Genomic DNA, 18,746 nt, shown 5'->3' on the forward strand with positions numbered 1-18,746 from the left:
TACTGGGACAGTTGCCATATTAGTCAACCATACAGTGCTGTGTCGGTTAAATCTGTACTGCTTTGTGAGGTAATCGACAGACGTAAAAAAGCCCGGCGCTGCCTGACAGCCCGGGCTTTCCAGTAACGCCACCCTCAGCGGGCGGCGCCGAGCTGGCCTTTTTCGTCGGAGAACACGATTTCCACTCGACGGTTCTGCGCACGCCCACGCTCGGAAGCGTTGGCGTCCACGGGATATTCATCACCGTAGCCTTCGACCTGAATGCGTTTTTCGTCGATGCCCAGGTCCGTCAGCACGTCAGCTACCGACTGCGCACGGTCACGGGACAGCTTGAGGTTTTCCTGCTTGCCGCCAGTGCTGTCGGTGTAACCCTCGATCCGCACGATGCGTTTCGGGTTGAGTTGCAGAAACTGCACGATCTTCAGCACCACGCGGTTGGCAGAGTTTTTCAGTTCGGCCTCACCGGTGTCGAACAGCACGTCACCCAGGGTCATCACCAGACCACGGTCGGTTTGGGTAGTGGCCAGTGCAACGATCTGTTCTTCCAGCCACTTGCCCTGCTGTTGCACACTCAGCAGCTTGGACTCGCGCAGGGCCAGTTGCAGGCGCTGGCGTTCAAGTTCCAGCTTCGCCACACGCTCTTCGTTGAGCACCTGATTGGTGTGCTCACGAGCGATTTCGCTATAGCGCTGACTCAGATAGGCGTAATGCACCACGTCCGAGCCACTGCCCCAGTACGTCGACAGACGATCGGCACGGGCCAGGGACTCACCGGCGCGGATCACGTCTTTCGGCGCGATACGCAGCACGTTGGAATCTTCCTTGACCTTCTGGAAGTCGGTGCTGGCCTGCTGCAATGCGGATTCGCTGTGCTGACCGGCGCAGCCATAAAGGCTGGCGCAACCGGCGAGGATCAGAGCACCGAGAGTTTTGGACTTCAGGCTCATTGGGCATCCCCCAGTTGCTTGCGCAGTCGGACGATACGGGTGTTGAGCACGTTCACTTGTTCTTCGCTCTTGCGGGTCAGGACTTTGGCTTCCGCCAGACGTGCGTCGAGTTCGGCCTGTTCGAAGCGCATCCGCGCATTCTTGTAAGACTCACCCGCCATGCTGCCTTTGGCCCGGTTGAACTTGTCCTCGGCCAGTTTCATCTCCGGCACGTCTTCGGCGGTGGCGCCCACGGCTTTGGCTTGCTCAAGGGCCTGCTCGGTCAGACGCATTTGTTCGTTGGGTGCCGGATCGCTGGCGCAACCGGCCAGGGCCAGAACGGCCATGGCCGCGAAAAGAAGTCGATTACTCACTAAGAATCCCTACTGTTTTGGGGCGCTGACAGGTGGTTGCGGCGGCTGTTGCTGCTGCGCCTTCCAGCGCTCGATGTTGCGTTGCAGCGCGGCTTCCGTCAGGCCGGACGCGGGCAATTCTGTCATCTTTTTGGCCAGCTGTCCGCGCAACCACGGATCGTTGCAGGCCGAGTTGTGCGAAACCGCGAGGAACAGACCGGGCCGGTCGATGGGTTGTTCGAAGGCCAGCAGATCGTTGGCCATGCCCAAGGCCTGCGCGGCCGCCATGCCCGAGTAGCGACCGGCGAGTACATATTCCACTTCGCCCAGCAGAAGTTTCTGAAACGCCTGGGTCAGGTTTGCCGTACGGGTCAGGGTCAATTGCTGCTCGGCGATAGCGCCAAATGCCGGGGTCATTCGAGACTTTTCCGACAAGCCGCCGGTATGCCCGTGCAGGTCCTTGGCTTCGCTGTAGACCAGGGTCGACCCCTTGCGCGTCCACACCAGGTAATCGTTTTCCAGTAACGGCGGGTGTATGTAGTCGAGGTTTTCCAGCTCATTAAAGGTCAGCGGTGCGTCGGCCAGCATGTCCATGCGCCCGCTGCGCACTTCATCGAGGGCCTGGGAGCGCTTGCCGGCGTACAAAAGATCGACCTTGATCCCCAACTCCTTGGCCACCTGTTGCAACAGATCGGCACTTGCACCGATCAGTTGTTTGGGGTTCTGCGGATCCTGCCAGAGGTACGGCGGTGCATCCGGGCTGCCGGTGACGACCAGCCGCTCGCACTTGCCCGCCGCCACCGACAGGCCCGGCAACAATGCCAGCCCCAGCAACCACGAGCAGCCCAACCGACGATGCAAATCCATGGCGAAACGCTCCCGCTCAAATCCCAGACAAAAAAAAGCCCGACCAACAGGCCGGGCTCTTTATAAGTGAAGCGGCCGGATTAGACCAGCTTCTCCAGCTCAGGTACGGCTTCGAACAGATCCGCCACCAGGCCGTAATCGGCCACCTGGAAGATCGGTGCTTCTTCGTCCTTGTTGATCGCAACGATCACTTTGGAGTCTTTCATGCCGGCCAGGTGCTGGATCGCGCCGGAGATACCGACGGCGATGTACAGCTGTGGCGCAACGATCTTGCCGGTCTGGCCGACCTGCATGTCGTTCGGTACGAAACCTGCGTCGACCGCTGCACGGGAAGCACCGACGGCAGCGCCCAGCTTGTCGGCCAGGGCGTACAGGTGTTTGAAGTTGTCGCCGTTCTGCATGCCGCGGCCGCCGGAAACGACGATCTTGGCAGCGGTCAGCTCAGGACGATCGGACTTGGCCAGTTCTTCGCTGACGAAGCTGGAAGTGCCGGCGTTGTGAGCAGCAGCAACGGATTCAACCGAAGCGGAACCGCCTTCAGCGGCAACCGGATCGAAACCGGTGGCACGCACGGTGATCACTTTGATCGCAGCGGTCGATTGCACAGTAGCGATGGCGTTACCGGCGTAGATCGGACGCTTGAAGGTGTCAGCGCTTTCTACCGAGATGATCTCGGAGATCTGGTCAACGTCCAGCTGGGCGGCAACGCGCGGCAGGATGTTTTTGCCGTTGGAAGTGGCGGCAGCCAGGATGTGGCTGTAACCAGCGCCCAGTTCGGCTACCAGCGGAGCAACGTTTTCCGGCAGCTGATGCGCGTAGGCAGCATTGTCAGCGTTCAGGACTTTGCTCACGCCTGCGATTTTCGCGGCGGCTTCAGCCACGGCGCCAGCACCCTGGCCGGCAACCAGAACGTGGATGTCGCCGCCGATTTTGGCAGCGGCAGCCACGGTGTTCAGGGTGGCCGGAGCCAGCGCTTTGTTGTCGTGTTCAGCAATAACCAAGATAGTCATTTAGATTACCTTCGCTTCGTTTTTCAGTTTCTCGACCAGTTCAGCCACCGACTTGACCTTGATGCCCGCGCTGCGTGCAGCCGGCGCTTCGACTTTCAGGGTCTTGTTGGTGGAGGCGGTGGAAACGCCCAAAGCGTCCGGAGTCAGCGTCTCGAGAGGCTTCTTCTTGGCTTTCATGATGTTTGGCAGGGACGCATAGCGCGGCTCGTTCAAACGCAGGTCGGTGGTGACGATCGCTGGCAACTTCAGGGAGACAGTCTGCGCGCCGCCGTCGATTTCGCGGGTCACGGCAACGCTGTCGCCGGAAACTTCGACTTTCGAGGCGAAAGTGCCCTGACCGTAGCCGCTCAGTGCAGCGAGCATCTGGCCGGTCTGGTTGTTGTCGCTGTCGATGGCCTGTTTGCCCAGGATCACCAGCTGAGGCTGTTCCTTGTCGACCACGGCCTTGAGCAGCTTGGCCACGGCCAGGGAAGTCAGGTCTTCAGCGGATTCGACGAGGATGGCGCGGTCGGCACCCAGAGCCAGTGCGGTACGCAGCTGTTCCTGAGCGGTGGACGGGCCGATGGAGACGACGACGATTTCAGTCGCAACGCCTTTTTCTTTCAGGCGTACGGCTTCTTCCACTGCGATTTCGCAGAACGGGTTCATCGACATCTTGACGTTGGCGAGGTCTACGCCGGAATTGTCCGCCTTGACGCGAACCTTGACGTTGTAATCCACAACGCGTTTGACAGCTACAAGAACCTTCATGGATTCCTCGTTACTCTCCGGTGAAAAGAAAGTCGCCTAGGCGAACCTGGCGGTTGATGCTCATCGGGCACAAGGGCACCTCTAAAAACGTCGGCTGAGCGGGATGACCGTTCGTCGGTCGTGACCGACGAGTCATGCCGCCTCGCGGTGTGTAAACTGCGCGCCAAACTTGCGCTGCGCATCACCGGTTACCGCCTACGCCCTGTCTTTAGAGGTGCTCTTGAAACCACCATTCAGCCTACGGCGAGCGCAAAACCGCCCGTATCTTGACCGGAACGCCCATTCTGGTCAATACGCCAAAATGCCCTGTCATAAGCCGCGCTTCTTTGATTTCTCTGGGCTGGAGCCAATTCAAACAAACGTTTGTATTGGACGCTAAGAGTGGTGTAGATATAATGCGCCGCCTAGAGAGAAAGGTGGTTTGCCCATTATTACCCTTGACGTTAACGTAAAGGCAATAACGGATACGACACCGAACCTCCAAATTAGAAAAAAAACTGTTGAGCCTTGAGTAGGAGATAGCCTGTGGAACGCGAATACATGGAATTCGACGTGGTCATCGTCGGTGCCGGCCCCGCTGGCCTGTCCGCCGCCTGCCGTCTGAAGCAGAAGGCCGCCGAAGCCGGTAAGGAAATCAGCGTCTGCGTGGTCGAAAAAGGCTCCGAAGTCGGCGCACACATCCTGTCCGGTGCCGTATTCGAACCACGGGCCCTGAACGAACTGTTCCCGGACTGGAAAGAACTCGGCGCCCCGCTGAACACGCCCGTCACCCGCGATGACATCTTCGTGCTGAAAAACGCCGAAAGCGCGCAAAAAATCCCTGACTTCTTTGTGCCCAAGACCATGCACAACGAAGGCAACTACATTATCTCCCTCGGCAACCTGTGCCGCTGGCTCGCTCAGCAGGCGGAAAATCTGGGCGTGGAAATCTACCCGGGCTTCGCCGCTCAGGAAGCGCTGATCGATGAAAACGGCGTGGTACGCGGGATCATCACCGGTGATCTCGGTGTCGACCGCGAAGGTCACCCGAAAGAAGGCCTGTACACCCCGGGCATGGAACTGCGTGGCAAGTACACGCTGTTCGCCGAAGGCTGCCGTGGCCACATCGGCAAGCAACTGATCAAGCGCTATAACCTGGACAGCGAAGCCGACGCCCAGCACTACGGCATCGGCCTGAAGGAAATCTGGGAAATCGACCCGGCCAAACACCAGCCAGGCCTGGTGGTCCACACCGCCGGTTGGCCGATGGACATCATGGGCACCGAGAACACCGGCGGCTCCTTCCTCTATCACCTGGAAAACAACCAGGTGGTGGTCGGTCTGATCGTCGATCTTTCCTACAGCAACACCTACCTGTCGCCGTTCGACGAATTCCAGCGCCTCAAGCATCACCCGGTACTGAAGCAATATCTGGAAGGCGGCAAGCGCATCAGCTACGGCGCGCGCGCGATCTGCAAGGGTGGCCTGAACTCGCTGCCGAAAATGGTCTTCAAGGGCGGCGCACTGATCGGTTGCGACCTCGGCACCCTGAACTTCGCCAAGATCAAGGGCAGCCACACCGCGATGAAGTCCGGCATGCTCGCCGCTGAATCCGTGGCCGACGCACTGTTCGCTGACAAGGACGGCACTGAAGAGCTGACCACTTATGTCGACGCCTTCAAGCAGAGCTGGCTCTACGAAGAACTGTTCGCCAGCCGCAACTTCGGCCCGGCGATCCACAAGTTCGGCGCCATCGTCGGCGGCGGTTTCAACTGGCTGGATCAGAACATCTTCGGCGGCAAACTGCCGTTCACCCTGCACGACACCAAGCCGGACTACGCCTGCCTCAAGCTCGCGGCCGACTGCAAGAAGATCGACTACCCGAAACCCGACGGCAAGATCAGCTTCGACAAGCTGAGCTCGGTGTTCATCTCCGGTACCAACCATGAAGAAGAACAGCCGTGCCACCTGAAGCTGACCGACCCGAGCATTCCGCTGGCGAAGAACCTGCCGCTGTACGACGAACCGGCGCAGCGCTATTGCCCGGCCGGCGTGTATGAAGTGATCACCAAGGAAGACGGCGAGAAACGCTTCCAGATCAACGCCCAGAACTGCGTGCACTGCAAGACCTGTGACATCAAGGACCCTTCGCAGAACATCACCTGGGTTGCGCCGGAAGGCGCCGGCGGTCCGACCTACCCGAATATGTAAGTCGAATCGCTGAACATCAAGGCTCCCGAAACGGGGGCCTTTTTGTTGCCTGCGTTTTGTAAAAGATCAAGCCGCGCGTTCATCCCCTGGACTGCGCTCGAAATAGCGTTTGTACTCGCGACTGAACTGCGACGTGCTCTGATACCCCACCCGATGCGCTACCTGCGCCACGCCCAGTCCTTCGGCGATCAACAACGTCTGCGCCTTCAACAAACGTAAACGCTTCAGATACTGCACTGGCGACAGCAACGTGCTGCGTTTGAAGTGTTCGTGAAAGGTGGAAACGCTCATGTTCGCGCAACCGGCCAATGTCTCGACATTCAATGGCTCGGTGTAATGCGCATGCAGATGACTGATCGAAGCCGCCACTCGCGCAAACTGCCCCTGCTGCTCCACCAGTGCCCGCAGCACATCAGCCTGGGGACCGCGCAACGCGACGAACAATAACTCCCGCACCCGCGCCGGGCCGAGAATCTGGCACTCCAGCGGATCGTGCAGACAACGCAGCAAGCGTTCGACACAACCACGCATGTCATCGTCGAGCACCACCGACGTCATCGACTCCGGGGTCTGCGCCGGAATATGCCGCCCTGGCGCCAGCCCCATGGCCAGCACCAGTTCGCCGAGCAGCACCCGGTCGATCGCCACCGATACGCCGAGCAACGGCGCGTCCGGCAACGCATAGGTCTCGCACTCGAACGGCACCGGCAAGGCCTGGATCAGGTAATGCCCGGCACCGTACTCCATGGTGCGTGGCCCCAGATACGCCAGTTTGCTGCCCTGGGCGATGATCATCAGGCTCGGCTCATAAATGTGCGGACCACGGGCGACGTCGCAACTGGCGCGCAACACCTGCACGCCCGGCAGCCCGGTCTGGCTGTAACCATCGCGCAGCGCCAGCGGTTCGATCAGCGAAACCAGGGTGGCGTTGGCATCAAGGTGACGGGTCAATTGCATCGGGTGGCTCTTCAGAAAAAATCACGGAAAAAGGGATAAAAGCATCATCGCAGATCCTTTTGCCAATGCGACCGATCAACCCCGCATGCCGGAGGATTAGGCATGACACCCGGAGGAATCGCCATGGCCGGACAAGCGGACGGCGCCCAGAATGCGCCGCCTCACTTGTCACTGCTTTTGCGAGGTTTCACATGTACACCGCCATCGGCTATGCCGCTCAAACGGCCACCACGCCCCTCGCCCCGATGAAGTTCGAACGCCGCAGCCCTCGGGCCGACGACGTCGCCATCGAAATCCTGTACTGCGGCGTCTGCCACTCCGACATCCACCAGGCGCGCAACGAATGGGGCATCGCCGTTTACCCGTTGATGCCCGGCCACGAGATCGTCGGAAAAGTCACCGCCGTCGGTGCGAATGTCACTAAACACAAGGTAGGCGATCTGGTCGGCGTCGGGTGCATGGTCGACTCCTGCCGCACCTGCGAAGCCTGCCAGTCGAACCTCGAGCAATACTGCCTCGAAGGCCCGACCATGACCTATGCCACCCCGGACCGGGTCGATGGCAGCAACACCATGGGCGGTTATTCGGACAGCATCGTGGTCAGCGAACACTTCGTGGTGCGCATTCCCGAGAAGCTGGACCTGGCGGCCGCTGCACCGATTCTCTGCGCCGGCATCACCACCTACTCGCCACTCAAGCACTATGGCGTGAAGGCCGGCGACAAGGTCGGGATTCTCGGCATGGGCGGCCTCGGCCACATGGGCATCAAGTTCGCCAAGGCCATGGGCGCTGAAGTCACGCTGTTCACCCGTTCGGCGAGCAAGGCCGAGGAAGGCCGCCGCCAGGGCGCCGATCACGTGATCGTGTCCACCGACGAAGAACAGATGAAAGCCGCGGCCGGTCGCTTCGATTTCCTGCTGGATACCATTCCGGTCCAGCACGACCTCAACCCGTACCTCGACACCCTGCGCTTCGATGGCGTGCACATTCTGGTGGGCCTGATCGAACCGATCGATCCGCCGGTCCACGCCGCGAAACTGGTGCTGGGTCGTCGCGTACTGGCCGGTTCGTTGATCGGCGGCGTCGCCGAAACCCAGGAAGTGCTGGATTTCTGCGCCGAGCACAACATCAGCTGCGACATCGAAATGCTCGACATCCGCCAGATCAACGAAGCCTACACGCGGATGATCGCCGGCGACGTGAAGTATCGTTTCGTCATCGACATGGCGACTCTGAAGCTCTGATTCCTCAGACCTTCAAGCCAAGCTCCGCCGAAAGCCGGGCCGTGACCCCTTTGATCAGGGGAATCAGCTCGGCCATTTTTTCCAGCGGCATGTACGGCACGGTGCTGGCGATGCTGATCGCCGCGACGATGCGCTTGCTCGCGTCGCGGATCGGCGCCGCCACGCAGCGGATCGAAGGTTCGTTGTCTTCCAGATCGAACGCGTAGCCGCCGGCCACGTACTCGGTCATCCGTTGCTCCAGCTGCTCCCACGACTGCTGGGGATGCTGCGGCCAGAACTGACTTTTCCCACCCGCCGGCAGGCTGATGTCGTACAGGCGCTGCCAGTCCTGCGGCGCGTCATCCAGCATCAGCGCCTTGCCGATCCCGGTCCGCGCCAACGGCATGCGATGGCCGACCCGCGAGCGCATTTCCGGGCCGTTGCGCCCCGGATTCTTCAACAGGTACAGCACCTCGTCGCCTTCACGAATGCCCAAGTGAACGGTGTCGCCGGTCAGCGCCGACAGCTCGTCCAGATACGGCCCGGCCAACGTCACCAGCGGCAATTCTTCACGCGCCTGAAAACCCAGTTCGATCAACTTCGGCCCCAGCAGATAACCGACTTGCGGCACGACGCGCAGGTAGCGCTCGTCCACCAGGCAACTGGCCAGACGATGGGTGGTGCTGCGCGTGGTGCCGATCAGGCGGGCAATCTCTTTGAGATCGCGGGCGCCACTGGCGACGGCCTGCACCACACCCAACCCGCGAAGCAGGGTTTGGGTGCCAGTCGGCGCGGCGTCCTTGGCGGTTTTTGGGGCGTCTTCCTGCATATCCAGCCTTTAGCGTTGAGCGAGGGAACGGGCGGCATTATGGTCGCCCGACATAGCCGACTACAACTCGATGCGCTCGACCTTGCCCACCAGCAGCACGTAGGACAAAGCACCGATCAATGCCAGAACCGCGATGTAGGTGATCGCCGGCGCGAACGAGTCACCGCTGGCCAGGAAGCCGATGACAATCGGCGTGGCAATCGCCGACAGATTGCCGATGAAGTTGAACACCCCGCCGGTCAGGCCCAGCAACCGCGCCGGCGCCAGTGTCGAGACCAGCGACCAGGTGATCGACGCCAGCCCGTTGCCGAAAAACGCCAACGCCAGGAAGGCAATCACCAACGGCGTCGATTCGACGAAGTTGGCGCCGATGATCGAGGTGGAAATCAGCAGCCCGCCAATGATCGGCAGCTTGCGCGCAAACCCGACGGTGCAGCCGCGACGGATCAGGAAGTCGGAAAAGAACCCGGAGCACAGCACGCCGATGAACGCGGCGAGAAACGGCAGCGACGCCAGCAGACCGGACTTGATGAAGTCCATGCCGCGGTATTTCACCAGGTAGGTCGGGAACCACGTCAGGAAAAACCACAGCGTCGAGTTCAGGCAGAACTGGCCTAGATAGATCCCCCACAACTTGCGTTTACTGAGGACGATGCCGAGATCGGTCCAGCTGAATTTTGCCTTCACCTTGGCAGTTTCGGCGGCGATGTCCACCAACCCGCCGCCCTCGCGGATCAGGTCGATTTCGCCTTGGTTGGCGCCTTTGAAATCACGCGGTTCGCGATACACCGCGTACCAGATCGCCGCCCAGATGATGCCCACCGCGCCGGTCGCGACAAATACCATGTGCCAGCCAAATTCATGTTGCAGCCACGCCAGCACCGGGGTCAGGAACGCCAGCCCGACAAACTGCCCGGAGGTGTAGAACCCGATGGCCGTGGCCCGCTCACGCTCGGGGAACCAGGTCGTCACCACGCGGCTGTTGATCGGGTACGCCGGCGCTTCCAGCGCACCGACCGCCATGCGCAGCACGAACAGCGCGATGAAACTGGCGGCGAAACCGAGCATCACCGTGGCCAGCGACCACAGCAACAGTGCGACGCTATAAAGGATGCGTGGCGGCACCCGGTCCACCAGCCAGCCGCCGGGGATCTGCATGGCGGCGTAGGTCCAGCCGAACGCCGAGAAGATCAGCCCGACGTGTACCGGATCGATGCCCAGATCCGTCGTCAGTGCAGGGGCGGCAATCGACAGGTTGCTGCGGTCGAGGTAGTTGATGACCACGGTGATGAACAGCAACACCATGATGAAAAATCGCTTGCGGCTGGGCGTGACTAACGTCGCTTGCCCGGTGAGGGTTTGCGGTTGCATGGGGAGCGCCTCTTCTTATGTTTATTGAGGTCGAGGGTATGCAGATCTCCGCTCCCTGGAGATCTGACTTACTGGATGCGGCAGAGAGTCAGCGACTCACCACTCGGCAAAACTGCCATCGGCATGCCGCCAGATCGGGTTACGCCAGCGGTGGCCGACCGCCGCGCGTTCGATCACGTATTCCTCGTTGATCTCGATCCCCAGGCCCGGGCCGTTGGGGATTTTCACGAAGCCCTTGTCGTAGTCGAACACCCGTGGATCCTTCACATAGTCGAGCAGGTCATTGCTCTCGTTGTAATGGATGCCCAGGCTCTGCTCCTGGATAAACGCGTTGTAACAAGCGGCGTCCAGTTGCAGACACGCCGCCAGTGCAATCGGCCCCAGCGGGCAGTGCAGTGCCAGCGCCACGTCGTAGGCTTCGGCCATGTTGGCGATCTTGCGGGTCTCGGTGATGCCGCCGGCGTGGGAAGCATCCGGCTGGATGATGTCGACGTAACCTTCGCTCAACACCCGTTTAAAGTCCCAGCGTGAAAACAGCCGCTCGCCGAGGGCAATCGGGGTGCTGGTCAGCGGTGCCAGCTCCTTCAGCGCTTCATAGTTTTCGCTGAGCACCGGCTCTTCGATGAACATCAGTTTGTACGGGTCGAGTTCCTTCATCAGGACCTTGGCCATCGGTTTGTGCACCCGGCCATGGAAGTCGACACCGATGCCGACGTTCGGCCCCACCGCATCGCGCACGGCGGCAACGTTGGCCAGCGCCAGATCGACTTTTTCGAAGGTATCGAGAAATTGCAGCTCCTCGGTGCCGTTCATTTTCACCGCCGTAAAACCACGACCCACCGCCTCTTTCGCGGCCCGCGCCGTGTCCGCCGGACGGTCACCACCAATCCACGAATAAACACGGATCTTGTCCCGCACCTGACCGCCGAGCAGATCGCTGACCGATACGCCCAGCGCCTTGCCCTTGATGTCCCACAGCGCCTGATCGATGCCGGCCAGTGCGCTCATGTGGATTGCGCCGCCGCGGTAGAAGCCGCCGCGGTACAGCACGGTCCAGATGTCTTCGATATTGCGTGGGTCTTTGCCGATCAGGTAGTCGGACAATTCCTCGACTGCAGCCGCGACGGTGTGGGCGCGGCCCTCGACCACGGGCTCGCCCCAACCGGTCACACCTTCGTCGGTTTCGACTTTCAGGAAGCACCAGCGCGGCGGGACGATGAAGGTGGTGAGTTTGGTGATTTTCATCTGCTTGTCTCTCTTGTTAGATGCAGCGCACGCAGCGCCGGAAAAGTCTTAGCGAAGGGCTTTCCAGGCCGCCACGTAGGCCTTGGCATTGGCCGCCACTTGCTCAGTCGTCATGCCCGGCTTGAACAGCCCGGACCCGAGGCCGAAGCCTTTGACGCCAGCGTCGATGAACGCCTGCATGTTGTCCGGCGTGATGCCGCCGACCGGCGCCAGAATCGTCCCGACCGGCAACACCGCCAGCCAGGCTTTCACCACTGCCGGCCCCATCTGTTCGGCCGGGAACAGTTTGAGAATGTCCGCCCCCTCCTCCAGCGCCGCAAAGGCTTCGGTCGGTGTGGCGACGCCGGGCGACAGGTACAGCCCCGCCGCTTTCGCGGCCCGCAACACCTTGGCATCGCTGTGGGGCATGACGATGACCTGGCCGCCGGCCTCCTTCACCAATTCCACTTGTTCCGGGGTCAGCACCGTGCCGGCACCGATCAGGCAATCGGCGGGCAGGGTCTTACGCAGGATGCGAATGCTTTCGTACGGCGCGGGGGAATTGAGCGGTACTTCGATGACGCGAAATCCGGCCGCATACAGGACTTCTCCGACAGATGCGGCTTCCTGCGGATGCAGGCCGCGCAGGATCGCGATCAGACCGTTTTGCGCCAGTGCTTGCTTGAGCATGTCAGGCCTCCAGTCAGGGTTAACGGGATGAGGAATCGATCAGTCCGGCGGCGAGCGCCAGTTGCCACAGACCACGCTCGGTGGCTTGCTCGGCCAGGGTCACCCGGGCGAAACCGCAGGCGTCGAGGGCCCGGCTGTAACGGGCGCACAAATGCGCGTTGCCGATGAGGATGATCGAAGGAAGATGTTTGCTGTTGCGCCGGCGTCGTTGTACGGCGGCCAATGCTGTCAGCTCATGGCCGATCAGCAGGCCGGACAGATAGTCCGGTTGCGCGGTGGCACTGAGTTCGCCGGTCAGGCCCAGGCTGCGGGCGCTGAACAGGGTCGACAGCACGCCGATCTCGCCCTCCGCCGATAACGCCACCTGCACGCCGCGATCGAAGGCGTCGGCGTCGAACGTCGCGCTGTGCTGTTGGGTACGGCCGAGAATGCTGTGTTCACTGAGCACGGCAAACACTTCGCCGGTCATGAAGGTGTCGAAACGGGTGATGCAGCCGTCGGCCACTTCCACCCATTTCGAATGACTGCCGGGCAGGCCGATCAGCAGATCATTGCCCGCCTCGACCGGCAGATTCTGCAGGACGCCGAGGACCTGGGTTTCCTCGCCGCGCATCACGTTCGGCAGCGTCGAACGCTGAATCACACCGGGCACGATGTGCACATCGACGCCGCGAAGGCTGCGAACGGTTTGCAGGGATTTTCCGAGATCGGCGACGTTGGCCGGCGTATCGCGGTAGGACGCTTCGCGCCAGCCCTGAGCGCTGCCAACCATGCCGCAGGCAATCACCGGCAAGCCGGGTTGCGCGTCGAGCCAGTCGCCGCACGCCTCGTCGAACGCCAGTTCAAAACCCTCGGCGCATTCGCGACCGTTGATGACCCGTGGCGTCTTCGGCAACTGCATGATCCCGAACGACAGCGAACGCTGCGCCAGCACCTGTCCGCCCGCCGCGAGTTTGTAAGCACGTAGTGAGGTCGTCCCCCAATCGAGCGCGATCAATTGCGCCAGCATCGCTTCACCTGTTTTGTTATTGGCAGTGAGTGAGCTGGACTATAAACCTGAGCGCGGATAAATCTCAATATATAAATATCACTCCCATATTGTGGGATGAAGGCAAAAAAGATCGCAGCCTTCGACAGCTCCTGCAGGGGTATCGACTTTCTCTGCAGTAGCTGCCGAAGGCTGCGATCTTTACGTCGGCTCAGTTGCCCTCGGCAAACTCCCGCAATACCTTGCCATCCATGCGATAACGCACCCACTCTTCCTGCGGCTGGGCGCCGAGGGATTTGTAGAATTCGATGGCCGGGGTGTTCCAGTCCAGCACGCTCCATTCGAAGCGGCCGCAGTCGTTGGCGCAGGCGATTTTCGCGAGGTGGCGCAGCAGGGTTTTACCGGCGCCACCGCCCCGTTGTTCCGGGGTGATGTAGAGGTCTTCGAGGTACAGGCAGTTGCTGCCCAGCCAGGTCGAATAGCTGAAGAAGAACACCGCAAAACCGATTGGCAAGCCGTCGCGCAGGCAGATCAGGCCATGGGCCGTGGCGCCTTCGCTGAACAGGCTGCGTTCGATGTCGGCAACACTGGCGATGACTTCGTGACGGGCCTTTTCGAAGTCTGCAAGTTCAGTGATGAACGCGAGGATTTGCGGTGCATCGCTGGGGGTCGCCGGGCGGATTTCGATCGTCATGGACGGGCCTTGTCGGAAAAAGGAAAACGCCATACTAAGGCGCCGCGCGACGCTCGTCACATGGCAAAGCAAACACTACCCTCCCACAGGGATTTTTGACTGGTCTGAAGGATTTTCATGAACGCATTCGAACCACTGGCCTCACTCGCCGCCGCACTGCTGCCCCACGCGCTGGAACCGTCGGAAGACGGCGCTCATGATCTGTCGCATCTGCAACGGGTCTGGCACAACGCGCGCACCTTGCAGACCGACGAAGGCGGCGACCTTGAAGTGCTGCTCGCGGCCGTGCTGCTGCACGATTGTGTGGCGGTGGAAAAGAACTCGCCGCTGCGCTCACAGGCATCGCGTCTGGCCGCGGAAAAAGCCTCGAAGGTGCTGGCGAACATGCATTGGCCCGAAGCCAATATCGACGCTGTCACCCATGCCATCGAGGCCCACAGCTTTTCCGCCAACATCGCCCCGCTCACCCTCGAAGCGCGACTGGTGCAGGACGCCGACCGTCTCGACTCCCTCGGCATGCTCGGCGTCGCCCGCACCTTTTACACCGCCGGACGCATGGGCAGCGCGCTGTACGACCCGCAAGATCCCGAGGCCCGGGAAAGGGACTACGACGACAAGCGATTCTGCCTCGACCATTTCCAGACCAAACTGCTGCACCTCGCCGACGGATTCCAGACCGTTGCCGGCCAACGTCTGGCACAGCTCCGTCATCAACGCCTGAAAGGTTTCATGGAGCAATTCAAGGAAGAGATCGGCCTCGAAAGCGCTCAGCCCTTCTGAACCGTTCGTCGATCATCAGGCACCAATCTTTCACGAGGGCAGACCAAAAGGAGGTAAGGATTTCAATCACTGGAGACACCCTATGATCTCGTCAAGGTTGACTGCGCTCGTATTCGCTACCCTCCTCAGCCCGGCGGTATTCGCCGCCTCGACTACCGCCGCCGGTACCGGGCCGACCGATCCGGTTACCCAGCCAAGAGCTCCCGCCATCAACAGTGCCCCCGGTATGAATACCGACGGTTCCGGTGTACCGCTGATCAATCAGCCACCCGCCACCGGAACCGATCCTCGCACCCAGGGCAGCGATCCCGGACGCCAGGGCGGCATGAACACCCCCGACTCTCCGGCTGCCCCCGACAACGCCGGTCCCGGCGTCGGCTCGAAAACCACCACGGGTGGTTCGGGCTCTGAAGGCGCAGGACAGTGATCCGTGCTTCATCCACGCAACGTGTCTTATCCACTTCCCTGAAGAGGTAACCATGAACGTCGATAAAAACCTGGAAAAAGAAGTCCTCACCCGCCTGTTGCATGCCCACCCGAGCGGCCTCGGCAAAGAGGTGCTGGACAATTATCGCGGCGAGAAAGTCGTGGCCAGTGCCCTCGCCGCCCTGCAGGAGCGTGGACTGATTCACCACGGACACATCACTTGCAATGAAGCGGGAGAGCATTCGCTGAATCTGCCGATCAAGCTCAGCGCTGCGGGTGTGGAAGCGGCGCGTAAACTCGATACCTGACGCTTGCGGTCACTGGCGCAGGCAGTGGTTGAATGCGCCGCCTGCGCCAGACATGCAGAGATTCATCCAACCACCAGGAGACTCGCCATGCCTCGTGGAAGCAAAGCCAAATACACTGAAGAACAGAAGCGCAAAGCCGAACACATTGAAGACAGCTATCAAAACAAAGGGATGTCCAAGGATGAAGCCGAGGCCCGCGCTTGGGCGACAGTGAACAAACAGTCCGGCGGCGGCGAGAAGGCCGGAGGTTCCGGGCGTCGGAAACCGGCCAGTGCCAAGGCCGAGGATCGCAAGGAATCAGCGCGGCGCGCGGCGGTGAGTCGTGAGGGACATTCGCGCGACAGCAAGGCTTCACGCGAAGTGCAGACGGTCGACAGCCTGCGCAAGGAGGCCCGGGAGCGGAAAATCCCCGGGCGTTCGTCGATGCGTAAAGATGAGTTGATTGCGGCGTTGCGCAGAGCCGGCTAGGTCCAGACTGGATGTAACGGCTGAAGGCCTTATCGCTGGCAAGCCAGCAATTGCGATCGTTCAGTCAGTGCATTTTTTGCTGATCAGCACATCAACCTCGGCAGTGCCAGGAGCGGTCGCCGGGCCCCACCGAGTGACCGCTAACGCAGCCGCAGCGTTGGCGCGCCTTGCGGCTTCTTGAGCGGCCAGTCCTTGCGCCAGCCCGGCGACGAATACGCCGGCATGCGCATCGCCCGCGCCGTTGCTGTCCACTGCCTGCACCTTGAAACCCGGCACATGCTGACGTTCACCGCGCTGATGAATCCAGCAACCCTGCGGGCCGTCGCGTACCACCATCAGCACCTCCGGCGGCAGGTGCACGGCCAAGCGGTCCAGCGCGGTTTCGATGTCCGCCGCGCCAGTGAAACGCAATGCCTCGACGCTGTTGCTGGTCCACACATCGATGCGCGGCAGCAACGCCTGCATCATCGGTGAGTCCGGCGATTCCACCAGCGGGCCCGGATCGAACACCACATTGATCGTCTTCGGCAGCGCCAGCGTCCAGTCCAGCAACGCCTGGGCCTTGCCGCTGTGCAGCAGGCTGTAGCCGCTGACGTAGACGTAGTCCCCCGCTTCGGCGGCAACGCTGTTCAGCTCCGTCTCCGTCACTTCACCTTCAGCGCCGATGTAGGAAATGAAACTGCGCTCGGCGGACGCATCGGTCAGCGCCACGCAGATGCCGGTGTCGCGTTCTGCAGGCTGGTCGATGCCAATGCGGATGCCTTCGGCATTCATCGCCTGCCGCGCCAGATCACCGAAACGCCCGTTACCGTGGCGACCCAGGTAGACCACCGGCAAGCCGTTACGCGCGGCGGCAGCCATCACATTGAAGCCGCCGCCGGCTTCGAAACTGGCGGACTGCGCCAGCACATCGCCGCCGATTTGCGGCAGCGCATCCACGGCCATGACCAGGTCGATGATGACCTGACCGGTGTGCAACATCTTAGGCATGAGCATTCTCGGATTGCGCAGCGCGGCGATCTCTCGCCCCGCCGAGTACGAAGTAAATGCCGCCGGCGACCACGAACGTCACGATCCAGCCGAGGCCGTTATGGCCCAGCCAGGAGTCGGACAGGAAGCCCTTGAACCAGACGTTTTCAGCCGTGGTGCCGATGGTGGTGAAACTGAAGCCCAGCACGATGGCGATCGCCCACGCGCCGAATGCGCGCCACTCGATGCCTCCGCTGTACCAATAGGCGCTGCTCGGGCTGACGTCGAGCAGGTCTTTCGGGCTGTAGTAGTGACGGTGAATCAGGTCGACCACGAAGATCCCGACCCACGCGGTGATCGGCACCGCCAGCAGGGAAATGAAGGTAATGAACGGGCCGTAGAAACTGTCGGCGATCAGCATGAAGTAGATCGAACCGGCGAAGATCGCCACGATGTCGACCACCACCGCGTACACGCGCTTGACCTTCAGGCCGAGGGTCAGCGTGGTCAGGCCGGCGGAGTACACCGACAGGTTGTTCGACAGCAGCAGGCCACCGAATGCGGTGATCAGGTACGGCACGGCCATCCAGGTCGGCAGCATGTCGCGGATCGCCACGATCGGATCAGTCGCCGATGCCAGGTCGTTGTTTCCCACCGAGAGCAGGCCGCCGAGGGTGATCAGCAGCACCAGCGGAATCCCCGCGCCGAACGCCGCCGAAGCCACCAGACGCACGGCTTTGACGCTGCGATGCTGATAGCGCGACATGTCGGCGCCAGCATTCGCCCAGCCGATCCCGGTGCCGGCGGCCATGGTGCCGATGCCGATGATCATCGCGCTGATCGGCGCCGGCGTGGCGTTGAACACCGCGCTCCAGTCGATGGTCGCGCAGAGGAAGCCGCCGACCAGAATGTTCAGCGCACCGAACACGTAGGTCGCCCACTTCTGGATCACCAGCAACGTGGCGTGGCCGAGGCCGGAAACCGACAGGGTCAGCAGCACGAAAATCGCGATGAAGATCAGGGTCAGCACCGGCGCGCTTTTGGCTTCTACCGGCGAGCCGAACAGGATAGAGCACAGCGACAGCAGCACGAACGCGGCGGTGGTGGTGTTGACGGTTTCCCAGCCCAGGCGCGACATCAGCGACACCAGCGTCGGGCCGATATTGCCGCGTACACCGAAGATTGCCCGCGACAAAGTCAGACTCGGCGCACGACCGCGACGGCCAGCAATCGAGATGATCCCCACCACCGCGAACGAACCGGCAGCGCCGAGGATCGCGACGATGATCGCCTGCCAGATCGCCAGGCCGCGAAACGCCACCAGCGTGGCGCCCAGCGGCAGGCCGAGGATGGAAATGTTGGCGGCGAACCAGACCCAGAACAATTGCAGCGGATGACCGTTGCACTCGCCTTCCGGCACCGGTTCGATGCCCCGGGTTTCCAGTTGCCCGGCGCTTTGTCCGGCGTTCGATGAACTCATGAAAAATGCTCCTGTTTGCCTTTATTGTGGTTGTGGCAATGACGCAGAACGACAAGAAATCCCGGCCTTCCTGGGCCTGTCTGCGCGATCCATTGCGGGTGAATAGTCAGGGTTTGTGGTGCGTCCATCGCGAGCAGGCTCGCTCCCACAGGGATAACGCCTTACTTGTGGGAGATTCTATGTTGCAGGGGAACCCTGCAACCTTAAATTGGGTTGGTATTCGCTCTGATTTTTCATGAGGGC

General features: G+C 61.3%; 20 protein-coding genes. 6 read left to right on the forward strand and 14 right to left on the reverse strand.

Going from position 1 to position 18,746, the window contains the following annotated elements; genetic code table 11:
• Positions 1 to 134: 134 nt before the first annotated feature.
• The 5 genes from ACKUG4_RS19630 to ACKUG4_RS19650 all read right to left on the reverse strand — a co-directional run bounded on the left by ACKUG4_RS19630 (position 135) and on the right by ACKUG4_RS19650 (position 3,906).
• Entirely contained in the window at positions 135 to 947 is an 813-nt protein-coding gene (locus tag ACKUG4_RS19630) for an OmpA family protein (RefSeq protein WP_064598489.1), read from the reverse strand.
• Positions 944 to 1,300 (reverse strand): DUF4398 domain-containing protein, encoded by a 357-nt coding sequence (locus tag ACKUG4_RS19635; RefSeq protein ID WP_172829501.1) that lies wholly within the window; start codon positions 1,298 to 1,300, stop codon positions 944 to 946. Before ACKUG4_RS19635 ends, ACKUG4_RS19630 begins: the two co-directional genes overlap by 4 nt.
• A 9-nt stretch (positions 1,301 to 1,309) precedes the next feature.
• Positions 1,310 to 2,146, reverse strand: coding sequence for a substrate-binding periplasmic protein (locus ACKUG4_RS19640; RefSeq protein WP_064598494.1), 837 nt, complete (start codon positions 2,144 to 2,146; stop codon positions 1,310 to 1,312).
• 80 nt (positions 2,147 to 2,226) lie between these two features.
• The gene (locus tag ACKUG4_RS19645; protein ID WP_445434641.1) at positions 2,227 to 3,156 is read right to left on the reverse strand and encodes an electron transfer flavoprotein subunit alpha/FixB family protein; all 930 of its coding nucleotides are present in this window, start codon (positions 3,154 to 3,156) and stop codon (positions 2,227 to 2,229) included.
• Complete coding sequence (locus ACKUG4_RS19650; protein ID WP_007950859.1) at positions 3,157 to 3,906, reverse strand: electron transfer flavoprotein subunit beta/FixA family protein; 750 nt, start codon at positions 3,904 to 3,906, stop codon at positions 3,157 to 3,159.
• 525 nt (positions 3,907 to 4,431) lie between these two features.
• Here ACKUG4_RS19650 and ACKUG4_RS19655 point away from each other — a divergent pair.
• Complete coding sequence (locus ACKUG4_RS19655) at positions 4,432 to 6,096, forward strand: electron transfer flavoprotein-ubiquinone oxidoreductase (RefSeq protein WP_445434642.1); 1,665 nt, start codon at positions 4,432 to 4,434, stop codon at positions 6,094 to 6,096.
• A 66-nt stretch (positions 6,097 to 6,162) separates the two neighbouring features.
• On the opposite strand, the gene ACKUG4_RS19660 is transcribed toward ACKUG4_RS19655, so the two are convergent.
• On the reverse strand, positions 6,163 to 7,053 hold the full coding sequence (locus tag ACKUG4_RS19660; RefSeq protein WP_074688074.1) for an AraC family transcriptional regulator: 891 nt from the start codon (positions 7,051 to 7,053) through the stop codon (positions 6,163 to 6,165).
• Positions 7,054 to 7,244: 191 nt separating this feature from the next.
• On the opposite strand from ACKUG4_RS19660, the gene ACKUG4_RS19665 reads away from it, so the two are divergent.
• Positions 7,245 to 8,297 carry an NAD(P)-dependent alcohol dehydrogenase gene (locus ACKUG4_RS19665; protein ID WP_169431413.1) on the forward strand — a complete coding sequence of 351 codons (1,053 nt, stop codon included), beginning with the start codon at positions 7,245 to 7,247 and terminating at the stop codon, positions 8,295 to 8,297.
• Positions 8,298 to 8,301: 4 nt separating this feature from the next.
• On the opposite strand, the gene ACKUG4_RS19670 is transcribed toward ACKUG4_RS19665, so the two are convergent.
• The 6 genes from ACKUG4_RS19670 to ACKUG4_RS19695 form a co-directional block, all read right to left on the reverse strand.
• Positions 8,302 to 9,105 (reverse strand): IclR family transcriptional regulator, encoded by an 804-nt coding sequence (locus ACKUG4_RS19670; protein ID WP_007950852.1) that lies wholly within the window; start codon positions 9,103 to 9,105, stop codon positions 8,302 to 8,304.
• 60 nt (positions 9,106 to 9,165) lie between these two features.
• Positions 9,166 to 10,476 (reverse strand): MFS transporter, encoded by a 1,311-nt coding sequence (locus ACKUG4_RS19675; RefSeq protein ID WP_085612145.1) that lies wholly within the window; start codon positions 10,474 to 10,476, stop codon positions 9,166 to 9,168.
• 96 nt (positions 10,477 to 10,572) lie between these two features.
• Positions 10,573 to 11,721 carry a galactonate dehydratase gene (gene dgoD, locus ACKUG4_RS19680; protein ID WP_007950849.1) on the reverse strand — a complete coding sequence of 383 codons (1,149 nt, stop codon included), beginning with the start codon at positions 11,719 to 11,721 and terminating at the stop codon, positions 10,573 to 10,575.
• 48 nt (positions 11,722 to 11,769) lie between these two features.
• Positions 11,770 to 12,390, reverse strand: coding sequence for a 2-dehydro-3-deoxy-6-phosphogalactonate aldolase (locus tag ACKUG4_RS19685; RefSeq protein ID WP_064598506.1), 621 nt, complete (start codon positions 12,388 to 12,390; stop codon positions 11,770 to 11,772).
• A gap of 19 nt (positions 12,391 to 12,409) precedes the next feature.
• Positions 12,410 to 13,399 (reverse strand): 2-dehydro-3-deoxygalactonokinase, encoded by a 990-nt coding sequence (locus ACKUG4_RS19690; protein ID WP_445434643.1) that lies wholly within the window; start codon positions 13,397 to 13,399, stop codon positions 12,410 to 12,412.
• Positions 13,400 to 13,589: 190 nt separating this feature from the next.
• Positions 13,590 to 14,072 carry a GNAT family N-acetyltransferase gene (locus ACKUG4_RS19695; RefSeq protein WP_039770630.1) on the reverse strand — a complete coding sequence of 161 codons (483 nt, stop codon included), beginning with the start codon at positions 14,070 to 14,072 and terminating at the stop codon, positions 13,590 to 13,592.
• 117 nt (positions 14,073 to 14,189) lie between these two features.
• On the opposite strand from ACKUG4_RS19695, the gene ACKUG4_RS19700 reads away from it, so the two are divergent.
• The 4 genes from ACKUG4_RS19700 to ACKUG4_RS19715 all read left to right on the forward strand — a co-directional run bounded on the left by ACKUG4_RS19700 (position 14,190) and on the right by ACKUG4_RS19715 (position 16,054).
• Positions 14,190 to 14,852, forward strand: coding sequence for an HD domain-containing protein (locus ACKUG4_RS19700; protein ID WP_445434644.1), 663 nt, complete (start codon positions 14,190 to 14,192; stop codon positions 14,850 to 14,852).
• A gap of 82 nt (positions 14,853 to 14,934) precedes the next feature.
• Positions 14,935 to 15,279 (forward strand): hypothetical protein, encoded by a 345-nt coding sequence (locus tag ACKUG4_RS19705; protein WP_064598512.1) that lies wholly within the window; start codon positions 14,935 to 14,937, stop codon positions 15,277 to 15,279.
• 52 nt (positions 15,280 to 15,331) lie between these two features.
• Complete coding sequence (locus tag ACKUG4_RS19710) at positions 15,332 to 15,586, forward strand: hypothetical protein (RefSeq protein ID WP_011335416.1); 255 nt, start codon at positions 15,332 to 15,334, stop codon at positions 15,584 to 15,586.
• 87 nt (positions 15,587 to 15,673) lie between these two features.
• Positions 15,674 to 16,054: a Rho termination factor N-terminal domain-containing protein gene (locus tag ACKUG4_RS19715; RefSeq protein WP_074688089.1), complete on the forward strand. Its 381-nt coding sequence runs from the start codon at positions 15,674 to 15,676 to the stop codon at positions 16,052 to 16,054.
• Between the two features lie 60 nt (positions 16,055 to 16,114).
• Here the strand turns inward: ACKUG4_RS19715 and ACKUG4_RS19720 are convergent, their stop codons facing one another.
• Both ACKUG4_RS19720 and ACKUG4_RS19725 read right to left on the reverse strand, forming a co-directional pair.
• Positions 16,115 to 17,044, reverse strand: a complete 930-nt coding sequence (locus tag ACKUG4_RS19720) for a PfkB family carbohydrate kinase (protein WP_445434645.1) — start codon at positions 17,042 to 17,044, stop codon at positions 16,115 to 16,117.
• The gene (locus tag ACKUG4_RS19725; RefSeq protein ID WP_221533152.1) at positions 17,037 to 18,503 is read right to left on the reverse strand and encodes a purine-cytosine permease family protein; all 1,467 of its coding nucleotides are present in this window, start codon (positions 18,501 to 18,503) and stop codon (positions 17,037 to 17,039) included. Before ACKUG4_RS19725 ends, ACKUG4_RS19720 begins: the two co-directional genes overlap by 8 nt.
• Positions 18,504 to 18,746: the final 243 nt, after the last annotated feature.

Source organism: Candidatus Pseudomonas auctus, assembly GCF_048654275.1.
In the GTDB taxonomy this organism is placed as follows: Bacteria; Pseudomonadota; Gammaproteobacteria; order Pseudomonadales; family Pseudomonadaceae; genus Aquipseudomonas; species Aquipseudomonas pharyngis.

Coding starts and splice junctions, on each gene's coding strand:
- ACKUG4_RS19700 (WP_445434644.1), top strand. CDS start 14,190: ATGAACGCATTCGAACCACTGGCCTCACTCGCCGCCGCACTGCTGCCC.
- ACKUG4_RS19630 (WP_064598489.1), bottom strand. CDS start 947: ATGAGCCTGAAGTCCAAAACTCTCGGTGCTCTGATCCTCGCCGGTTGC.
- dgoD (WP_007950849.1), bottom strand. CDS start 11,721: ATGAAAATCACCAAACTCACCACCTTCATCGTCCCGCCGCGCTGGTGC.
- ACKUG4_RS19650 (WP_007950859.1), bottom strand. CDS start 3,906: ATGAAGGTTCTTGTAGCTGTCAAACGCGTTGTGGATTACAACGTCAAG.
- ACKUG4_RS19640 (WP_064598494.1), bottom strand. CDS start 2,146: ATGGATTTGCATCGTCGGTTGGGCTGCTCGTGGTTGCTGGGGCTGGCA.
- ACKUG4_RS19710 (WP_011335416.1), top strand. CDS start 15,332: ATGAACGTCGATAAAAACCTGGAAAAAGAAGTCCTCACCCGCCTGTTG.
- ACKUG4_RS19660 (WP_074688074.1), bottom strand. CDS start 7,053: ATGCAATTGACCCGTCACCTTGATGCCAACGCCACCCTGGTTTCGCTG.
- ACKUG4_RS19685 (WP_064598506.1), bottom strand. CDS start 12,390: ATGCTCAAGCAAGCACTGGCGCAAAACGGTCTGATCGCGATCCTGCGC.
- ACKUG4_RS19645 (WP_445434641.1), bottom strand. CDS start 3,156: ATGACTATCTTGGTTATTGCTGAACACGACAACAAAGCGCTGGCTCCG.
- ACKUG4_RS19705 (WP_064598512.1), top strand. CDS start 14,935: ATGATCTCGTCAAGGTTGACTGCGCTCGTATTCGCTACCCTCCTCAGC.
- ACKUG4_RS19720 (WP_445434645.1), bottom strand. CDS start 17,044: ATGCCTAAGATGTTGCACACCGGTCAGGTCATCATCGACCTGGTCATG.
- ACKUG4_RS19675 (WP_085612145.1), bottom strand. CDS start 10,476: ATGCAACCGCAAACCCTCACCGGGCAAGCGACGTTAGTCACGCCCAGC.
- ACKUG4_RS19665 (WP_169431413.1), top strand. CDS start 7,245: ATGTACACCGCCATCGGCTATGCCGCTCAAACGGCCACCACGCCCCTC.
- ACKUG4_RS19725 (WP_221533152.1), bottom strand. CDS start 18,503: ATGAGTTCATCGAACGCCGGACAAAGCGCCGGGCAACTGGAAACCCGG.
- ACKUG4_RS19690 (WP_445434643.1), bottom strand. CDS start 13,399: ATGCTGGCGCAATTGATCGCGCTCGATTGGGGGACGACCTCACTACGT.
- ACKUG4_RS19670 (WP_007950852.1), bottom strand. CDS start 9,105: ATGCAGGAAGACGCCCCAAAAACCGCCAAGGACGCCGCGCCGACTGGC.
- ACKUG4_RS19715 (WP_074688089.1), top strand. CDS start 15,674: ATGCCTCGTGGAAGCAAAGCCAAATACACTGAAGAACAGAAGCGCAAA.
- ACKUG4_RS19695 (WP_039770630.1), bottom strand. CDS start 14,072: ATGACGATCGAAATCCGCCCGGCGACCCCCAGCGATGCACCGCAAATC.